The organism is Virgibacillus sp. M23, from assembly GCF_034190895.1.
Classification (GTDB): domain Bacteria; phylum Bacillota; class Bacilli; order Bacillales; family Amphibacillaceae; genus Virgibacillus; species Virgibacillus salarius.
The window spans coordinates 112,511-121,673 of sequence record NZ_JAWDHA010000006.1; the positions used below are offsets into that span (position 1 = coordinate 112,511).

General features: G+C 37.1%; 7 protein-coding genes, 1 rRNA gene, 1 riboswitch and 1 other annotated feature. Of the genes, 5 read left to right on the forward strand and 3 right to left on the reverse strand.

The genetic code is table 11. The features are described 5' to 3' along the window. Window positions 1–139: 139 nt before the first annotated feature. Window positions 140–250, forward strand: a riboswitch (SAM riboswitch). A gap of 297 nt (window positions 251–547) precedes the next feature. Further along, window positions 548–1,744, forward strand: coding sequence for a methionine adenosyltransferase (gene metK / locus RVS70_RS04030; protein ID WP_026681500.1), 1,197 nt, complete (start codon window positions 548–550; stop codon window positions 1,742–1,744). A 270-nt stretch (window positions 1,745–2,014) separates the two neighbouring features. Here metK and RVS70_RS04035 read toward each other — a convergent pair whose 3' ends face one another. After that, complete coding sequence (locus RVS70_RS04035) at window positions 2,015–2,536, reverse strand: gamma carbonic anhydrase family protein (RefSeq protein ID WP_026681499.1); 522 nt, start codon at window positions 2,534–2,536, stop codon at window positions 2,015–2,017. An 80-nt stretch (window positions 2,537–2,616) separates the two neighbouring features. On the opposite strand from RVS70_RS04035, the gene RVS70_RS04040 reads away from it, so the two are divergent. After that, the gene (locus RVS70_RS04040) at window positions 2,617–3,699 is read left to right on the forward strand and encodes a tetraprenyl-beta-curcumene synthase family protein (protein WP_026681498.1); all 1,083 of its coding nucleotides are present in this window, start codon (window positions 2,617–2,619) and stop codon (window positions 3,697–3,699) included. Window positions 3,700–3,892: 193 nt separating this feature from the next. On the opposite strand, the gene RVS70_RS04045 is transcribed toward RVS70_RS04040, so the two are convergent. After that, the gene (locus RVS70_RS04045; RefSeq protein WP_121605561.1) at window positions 3,893–4,456 is read right to left on the reverse strand and encodes a class I SAM-dependent methyltransferase; all 564 of its coding nucleotides are present in this window, start codon (window positions 4,454–4,456) and stop codon (window positions 3,893–3,895) included. 106 nt (window positions 4,457–4,562) lie between these two features. Continuing rightward, window positions 4,563–4,775, forward strand: a binding site (T-box leader). A gap of 60 nt (window positions 4,776–4,835) precedes the next feature. On the opposite strand from RVS70_RS04045, the gene leuS reads away from it, so the two are divergent. After that, complete coding sequence (gene leuS, locus RVS70_RS04050) at window positions 4,836–7,247, forward strand: leucine--tRNA ligase (protein ID WP_026681496.1); 2,412 nt, start codon at window positions 4,836–4,838, stop codon at window positions 7,245–7,247. Window positions 7,248–7,491: 244 nt separating this feature from the next. On the opposite strand, the gene RVS70_RS04055 is transcribed toward leuS, so the two are convergent. Beyond that, a complete protein-coding gene (locus RVS70_RS04055; protein ID WP_321132547.1) occupies window positions 7,492–8,238 on the reverse strand; it encodes a hypothetical protein in 747 nt (248 codons plus the stop codon). A gap of 107 nt (window positions 8,239–8,345) precedes the next feature. Here RVS70_RS04055 and RVS70_RS04060 point away from each other — a divergent pair, with 107 nt between their 5' ends. Beyond that, window positions 8,346–8,654 carry a rhodanese-like domain-containing protein gene (locus RVS70_RS04060; RefSeq protein WP_026681494.1) on the forward strand — a complete coding sequence of 103 codons (309 nt, stop codon included), beginning with the start codon at window positions 8,346–8,348 and terminating at the stop codon, window positions 8,652–8,654. Window positions 8,655–9,079: 425 nt separating this feature from the next. After that, window positions 9,080–9,163: ribosomal RNA gene (locus RVS70_RS04065) — 16S ribosomal RNA — on the forward strand; the annotation flags it as partial.

Here is a 9,163-nt window from a genome sequence, read left to right on the forward strand (position 1 = left end):
AAGATGTTGAATGTTTACAGCAAAAAATGTCGTTCAGAATCTTTCTTTCCTTTAGTATGAGTAAAAAACTTCTGAGAATACAGTTAAACTAGTTGACACATTAAGCTTCTTCCGATAAGCTAAGTTTCGAACGGATACTCTCTTATTCAGAGTTGGTGGAGGGACAGACCCAATGAAGCCCAGCAACCATCACTTTAGTGAAAAGGTGCTAACCTGATGCAAGGAGATTTTTTTCCTTGAACAATAAGAGCGAAAGGCCAGCAATCCTTTCCTCATGACAAGCGGGAAAGGCTTTTTTTATTAGTTATAAAAATTCTACACGTAGATGACTAACTTTAACCCGATTATAAACATATTAGTCAATTTCTAAGCTAAATTGTCATTCGCCTGCGTGTACGTGTGAACCAGGAGTGACAATAGAATATACGGTAGTAGGTAATCTTTCTGGTGCCTTTCTTATTTCAGTTTAACCTTAGTACTTATTACTGAATGAGCATATTTGATAAATAGAGTTCCGTAATCGATATTTGAAGGAGGATTTAGCAACATGGCTGCTAATCGTCGTTTGTTTACTTCTGAATCAGTAACAGAAGGACATCCAGATAAGATATCTGATCAAATTTCAGATGCTATTTTGGATGAGATATTAAAAACAGATCCAAATGCCCGAGTGGCATGTGAAACAACTGTTACAACTGGACTTGTTCTTGTAGCGGGTGAAATATCCACTACTACTTATGTAGATATACCTGCTATTGTTCGTAAAACTATAAAAGAAATCGGATATACTCGCGCAAAATTTGGGTTCGACGCGGAGACATGCGCAGTATTAACTGCCATTGATGAACAATCACCTGATATTGCTGGTGGAGTTGACACAGCATTGGAAGCAAGACAAGGAAAAATGAGCGATCAAGAGATTGCTGCAATAGGTGCTGGTGATCAGGGTTTAATGTTTGGTTTTGCTTGTGATGAAACAGACGAATTGATGCCACTTCCAATCTCATTGGCACATAAGTTGGCAAAGCGTCTCGCTGACGTTCGGAAGGATAAGACATTAGAATACTTACGACCGGACGGTAAAACACAGGTAACCGTTGAGTATGATGAAAATGATCAACCTGTTAAAATTGATACCATCGTAATTTCTACACAGCATCATCAGGATATAGCTACAGAGCAAATAGAAAAAGATTTGATAGAGCATGTTATACGCCCTATAGTACCAAATGAGTTATTAGATGAGACGACTAAATATTTTATTAATCCAACTGGCCGTTTCGTTATTGGTGGACCTCAGGGGGATGCAGGTTTAACAGGTCGAAAGATTATTGTTGATACGTATGGAGGCTATGCTAGACACGGTGGCGGAGCGTTTAGTGGAAAAGACTCTACTAAAGTTGATCGGTCAGCTGCATACGCTGCCCGTTATGTCGCAAAGAACATAGTGGCTGCCAGGCTTGCCAAAAGCTGTGAAGTACAGCTAGCCTATGCCATTGGTGTAGCAGAACCTGTTTCTATTTCGATAAACACTTTTGGAACAGGTGTTGTAAATGAAGAGCAACTAGTAAAAGCTGTTCGAGAATTATTTGATTTACGACCAGCAGGTATTATTCGTATGTTAGACTTGCAAAAACCTATTTATAAAAATACTGCTGCTTACGGGCATTTTGGAAGAACAGACATTTTATTTCCATGGGAGAAGACAGACAAAGTTGAGCAATTGAAAGCACTTATTAAGTAGTAAAGTCTTGATCATCCTTTAGCTTCACAATGGTTATGATACGAAAAAAGGTAACCTAGCTGATTTAATCTTCTAGGCTGCCTTTTTTCATAGTCTAAATTACAATATTTTCCATAAGGATAAAGAAGGCGTGTTGAGCTGCGTCCAGCTCCAGCGCACAGAATCTAGGTGACTTCACGAATCGCCCTAATCTAAGTCATCATTGGCTTGCAAGCACACCGTGATTCCTTTATCTCCGTTGACTAGCTCCAATCGCTTTTGTTCTTGAAGTTACTTACCGGAATTTGTATATTTTTTGTAGTAGATTGCTTTATCTACATATGATTTTCGTACACGTTCCATCTCCGCGTAATCTTCTAGAGTTAAGTCTCGGATTACTTTTGCTGGTCTACCAAGAGCTAACGTATGTGGCGGAATCGTTTTTCTAGGTGGCACAAGGCTTCCGGCTCCGATAAATGCATTTTCACCTATTTCCGCACCATCAAGAATAATGGAACCCATACCAATTAAAGCTTTGTTTCTAATCATGGCGGAGTGCAGGGTCACTTGATGTCCGACTGTCACATCATCCTCGATAATTAAGGGAAGATTAGGGCTTTGATGAAGCATGGACAGATCTTGAATACTAATTCTTTTACCAATTTTCACAGGTGCAACATCTCCACGAACTACAGTTTTAAACCATATACTAGAATATTCATCAATTGTAACGTCACCGATGATGGTTGCATCCTCTGCAATAAATGCAGTTTCATGAATTTGTGGTTGTTTTTCTTTATATGAATGTATCATTTGAATCCTCCTGGATAATATGGTGATATAAACAGTATAACAAAATTATAGCGGGGACAATGTAGATTGGAGGCAGCAAGTTGAGCAATCATGTACCAAATAACCCAATAATTTTAATGGCAACCGTTTATCTGAAAATTTTTCCAGCTGTAAGTAAAGAGTTAGTTTATTGGCAAAAACGTGCTGCGGAAATTCCCGATCAAGAATTGAGAACTCAGGCTTTATCAAGTATTTCTTCCAAACGTTTTCATTGTCAAGGAGGAGCAGTTTATAGCATATTAGCACATCAAAACTGGCAGAAAGCTGTACGATTTATTGTTGCATATCAAACGATAAGTGACTATTTAGATAATCTTTGTGATCGTAGTAATTCTATGGATCCAGAAAATTTCCGATTGTTACATCATGCTATGATAGATGCACTATCTTGTAATGATAGTAAAACGGATTATTATAAGTATTTTGAAAGTAAAGATGACAAAGGGTATTTGAAAGAGTTAGTTAGAACTTGTAATGAAGCACTAGCATCACTAAATCACATTGATCTTTTCCAAGAGCATGCGCTTAAATTGGCAAAATTGTATATGGATTTACAGGTACACAAGCATGTGATCATGGAAGAACGTATACCACGATTAACAAAGTGGTCAGAGAATATGAATGCATATCCGTTAAGCTGGTATGAATTTTCAGCAGCAGCAGGATCTACGCTTGGAATATATTGTTTGGCCTGCTATGGGTTTGCTGGGAGACTTAGTTCAGACAGAGCAAGCCGATTAGTATCTGGATATTTTCCATATATTCAGTGCTTGCATATTTTACTTGATTATTATATCGACCAAGTGGAGGATAAAGAAGAGGAAGATTTGAACTTCTGTAATTATTACCCAGATCAAATCACGATGCAGGAACGATTTCGGCACTTTTTATTAGAAGCTCACGTTAATTCAACGATGCTACCAGATGCTCCATTTCATCAAATGGTACTGCAGGGTCTAGTTGGGTTGTATTTAGGAGATGAAAAGGTCAAGTTAATTGACGGCTCTCGTCAAATGAAGCGACAATTATTAAAAGCGAGTGGAGTAGCTTCGAAATTTTTTCACTGGAACACGAGAAGTTATTATTACTTAAAAAGATTAGTTACTAGTAGTCGACAGGATTGAGTAGCGGGAGATATTTTAAGGATGATATTCATAAAAAGGGAAAATGAAAATACGTATAGTAGCATAAAAGTGGAGGAGGTCCTCCACTTTACTGGTAGTCTAGGAAATTACAAAATTTGCCCATGTGGATAAATAGGCGCGTGTTGGGCCACGCTCAGAAACTAGGCGTACCTTGCATGGAGATAGACCATTATTATCTTTTTTGAATAGCGATTATAAAAGGCGGATTATTTTTTTGGTTAATAAAGCCATATTGTAAAACATGATACCATCGTTGATTTAACCTCATGACATGTTTTATTACAGCTTCCTTTTCTTCTTTTCCTCCTTCATGTCCATGATAGATCACAATTACGATCAATCCACCACGCTTTAAATACTTTAATATCGTATCGATTGCAGTAATTGTTGAAGTTCCTTTGGTTATAACTGATTTATTACCTTTTGGTAAATAACCTAAATTAAACACAGCCCCACCTAATAGAATTTCTTCGGAGGGTAAGTGTTTTTTTAGATTTGCGTGACTGTCAAGGATCAGGTCGACATTCTCACGGTTATTTTCTACTAGTTTTTGCTTCGTAGAACGAATCGCCTCCTGTTGAATGTCAAAAGCAATGACTCGTCCATTTTCACCGACAACTTTACTTAAAAATAAAGTGTCATTACCATTACCACAAGTCGCGTCAATTACCGTCTCATTTTTTTCTATAGAATTTTCCAATAAATAATGGGCATAATGTAATATTCCGTGTAACATGGTATACTCCTTTAATATGATGGTTAGACTTATTTTACCAGATTATACGTAGTATTGTCTTGACAAAGTGTATGCAATTCATTACAATTCTTATACATCATATACGATAATGACTATGCAAAGGATTAGTAATAAATCCCTACAGGAAAAGAGAGGCAGTGGTTGGTGTAAACTGTCCCTGGAAATTTATGAACTCACCTTTAATGTTGCAGAAGTGATAAAGTAGTTTCTGCCGTGGATCCACGTTACGGATCTCAAGTGAATGCAGGAATTTGCATTAATCTGGGTGGTACCGCGGGAAAAGCTTCTCGTCCCTTATAGGGATGAGTGGCTTTTTTTCGTTTACAAAAACATATGTAGAAGTAAAGGAGGAAATGTAATGAGTTTTCATCATCAACAAATTGAAAAAAAGTGGCAAACGTATTGGTTGAAAAACAAAACATTCAAAACGGATACATTTTCTGAAAAAGAAAAAGTTTATGCGTTAGACATGTTTCCATACCCATCTGGTGCTGGATTACATGTAGGGCATCCAGAGGGCTATACAGCAACAGATATTATTTCAAGAATGAAACGGATGCAGGGTTACGAAGTACTTCATCCAATGGGATGGGATGCTTTCGGTTTACCGGCTGAGCAATATGCGATTGATACTGGAAATAGTCCAGCGGATTTTACAGAACAAAATATTGCTGTTTTTAAGAGACAAATTCAAGCACTTGGATTTTCCTATGATTGGGATCGTGAAATTAGTACAATGGATCCGAATTACTATAAATGGACACAATGGATTTTTACGAAGCTTTATGAAAAAGGTCTAGCTTATATGGATGAGGTTGCTGTGAACTGGTGTCCTGCTTTAGGAACGGTTCTAGCGAATGAAGAAGTAATAGATGGGAAAAGTGAGCGAGGCGGTCATCCTGTTGTTCGGAAACCTATGAAGCAATGGATGTTGAAAATAACTGCTTATGCTGATCGCTTACTCGAAGATTTAGATGAATTGGATTGGCCAGAAAGCTTGAAGGATATGCAGCGTAACTGGATTGGGCGATCAGAAGGTGCTGAAGTACAGTTTACAGTTGATCATTCAAATGAAACGTTTACGGTATTTACGACTAGACCCGATACACTTTTCGGTGCAACTTATGCTGTATTAGCTCCTGAACATCCAATGGTTGAAAAGATCGTGACAGATGAACAGAAAGCTGCTGTTGATACTTATATTAAAGATATCCAAACGAAATCCGATTTGGAGAGAACGGATTTAGCTAAGGATAAAACAGGTGTATTTACTGGGGCCTATGCCATTAATCCAGTTAATCAAGAAAAAATGCCAATATGGATCGCTGATTATGTATTAATGAGCTACGGTTCAGGAGCTATTATGGCAGTCCCCGCACATGATGACCGAGACTATGAATTTGCAGTTAAATTCGAATTGCCAATTGTAGAAGTGGTAGCCGGGGGAGAGATTACGAAAGAAGCCTATATGGGTGACGGTGAACACGTAAATTCTGATTTCTTAAATGGATTGGATAAAGAGAAAGCCATAGCAAAAATGATTGACTGGTTAGAGGAAACTGGTAAAGGTACGAAGAAAGTTACGTATCGTTTACGAGATTGGCTGTTTGCACGACAACGCTATTGGGGTGAACCTATTCCTATTATCCATTGGGAAGATGGATCAATGACCACTGTACCAGAAGAGGAATTACCGCTTGAGCTCCCTGCAATGGATAATATTAAGCCTTCTGGAAATGGTGAATCACCATTAGCAAATAGCGATTGGGTAAATGTTATCGATCCAGAAACGGGTATGAAAGGTAGAAGAGAAACAAACACAATGCCTCAGTGGGCAGGAAGCTGCTGGTATTTCTTACGGTATATTGATCCGAATAACCCTAATGAAATTGCGGATCCAAAAGCTCTTGAAGAATGGTTACCGATTGATATTTATATTGGTGGAGCAGAACATGCTGTCCTTCACTTGTTATATGCACGATTTTGGCATAAATTCCTTTATGATATCGGCGTGGTTCCTACAAAAGAACCGTTTATGAAATTATTTAATCAAGGGATGATACTTGGCGAAGGAAATGAAAAGATGAGTAAGTCGAAAGGAAACGTGGTTAATCCTGATGATATTATCGAATCGCATGGTGCGGACACACTTCGACTGTATGAAATGTTCATGGGACCGCTTGATGCATCCGTTGCTTGGTCAGAAAATGGCTTAGATGGCGCTAGACGTTTCCTTGATCGAGTATGGCGGTTAATTGTAGGTGAAAATGGAGAATTATCAGAGAAAGTAGTAGATGAAGGGAATACAGCCTTAGATAAGGTGTACCATGAAACAGTGAAAAAAGTAACAGATGATTTTAATCATCTCCATTTTAATACGGGTATTTCACAAATGATGGTGTTCATCAATGAAGGTTATAAAGCGGATAAACTTCCTAAAGCTTATATGGAAGGGTTCGTAAAGATGTTATCTCCAGTTGCACCACATGTGTCAGAAGAACTATGGAGTGTTTTGGGCCATACAGAAACGATCAGCTATGAACCATGGCCAACATACGATGAGCGTAAATTGGTTGAAGCTGAAGTTGAAATCGTTGTACAGATAATGGGTAAGGTACGAGCGAAAATTAGTGTTTCTAAAGACATATCTAAAGAAGAGCTGGAAAAAACAGCTTTAGAAAACGAAAAGATTCAAGCACTAATTGAAGGGAAAACTATTCGTAAAGTCATCGTAGTACCCGGTAAGCTAGTCAATATCGTAGCAAATTAATTGAAAGAAGACTCGCACATACGTATCATTAAAGACGAGCAAAATTATAATGAAGTGATAAAAGCTTTATACAGGCGAGATTTACTGTGGTCATTTCTCTCCTTGGATTTTACGTATAGTAGAATTAACAAAAGCCGAACGGGTTTGAAGGTGATTACCCCAGAAGTTAGAGTGAAAAAACTAACTTTTGGGGGTAACCACCAATTCGTTCGGCTTTGCTTTATGCTAAAATAGGTTCTTTATTTTAAGAGGGGATCCATTTAGTTTGTAAGATAATCCATTTGCCATTTTCAAAATACCAAATTGTTTCAACTGTTCCTAGCCTGTCCGCATGATAAGCCCCGCTTATTTGTTGATAACTTTTTAAACCATATCCTTTACTTTCACTAATTAATAATGGTTCGAAGAAGGCAATGGGATCAATCATTACAGATTTATTTGTTTCAAGTAATTTTCCTTCTTTATTGTATATCCCAAGTCTTATATAATCATCAGCACGATTTTTGACATCTATTTGAATCGGTTTTTCACTTGGAGTTAATTGAATGGTAACGTTGAAATTATCTTCAAATTCACCACTAAGGTATGTTTGCTCAGGCAATGGTATATTACTTATTTTATCATTTGTGATGGTATCTAATTGATAATTATATAAACCACCACTTCCGCCCGTTGCGCTCTGATAAAAAATATCTTTAATAGTGTCATGGTTTAAGTCAATTAACTGTAGTGAAGGATCATAACCTCCATTGTAATTTATTTTCCACTTTTGATTATTGCTAGTAATAGAAGCCCAAACCTTTCGATAAAATGTCGTATCTGGTGAAAACAAAATACCTTTTAGCTCAATTTTTTCATGTTGACCATCACCAGTTACATCAGCTTCGTACGTATGAATTAATGTTGCCTTTGTTTCTGTTGCTTTCAAGTTATTAACAGATAATCCTAATGATACAAGAAAAATAAATATAATAGTAATCAAATACTTCATATACCATCTCTCCAATATTTTTTATTAATGCTAGTGTGTGTAAGGAAGTTGCAAGTTATCCTCAGAAAACGTATCATAAACATGAATGAACGATAAAGGGTGATAAGATGGAAAAAATAAATGAAATCTCTCCAGAAGAATTAGAAAGTCAATTAAAAGAAGGAATAGACATTGAGGTTGTTGATGTAAGAGAAGATGAAGAAGTAGCTCAAGGTATGATTAAAAATGCTAAACATATACCGTTACAAGAAATTCCAGATGCGATAAATTCATTGGACAAATCAAAACACCATGTATTGGTCTGTCGCTCAGGTCGAAGAAGTATGAGAGCAGCAGAGTTTTTAAGTGAAAATGGTTATAATGTGTCTAATATGACTGGTGGCATGCTTGAATGGAAAGGTGCTGTTACGAAGTAGAAGGGGAATTTTGATGAGAACAGAAAAAAGGGTTGACTTTTTTCTGTTCGAACTGTATTATAGTTATTGCTGTCGCAAAAAAAGTAATACATTTAAAAAACATGTAATTTTTTATTGACAGTTAAATGGGATTGATGCTATAATAACAATCCGCGATATAGAAAATGTCGAATTTGTTCATTCGATTGTTTTTTATTGTTGTGAAATCAAAGTCGTCTTTTAGTTGACATAATCTCTTTGATTTGGTATTATATTAAACGCTGTGTTTTTGACAGCAGCAAACTAATTTGCTCTTTGAAAACTGAACAAAACAACCAGTATGTCAAGAGAAAAACATGCAACTGTTTTTTCTTAAAAATAACCAGAAGGAAACTTCTGGAGCAAGCTAAGACATCATAATTAACGGTGTTAATTATGAACAAACTTTTTTGGAGAGTTTGATCTTGGCTCAGGACGAACGCTGGCGGCGTGCCTAATACATGCAAGTCGAGCGCGGGAAGCAGGCAGAT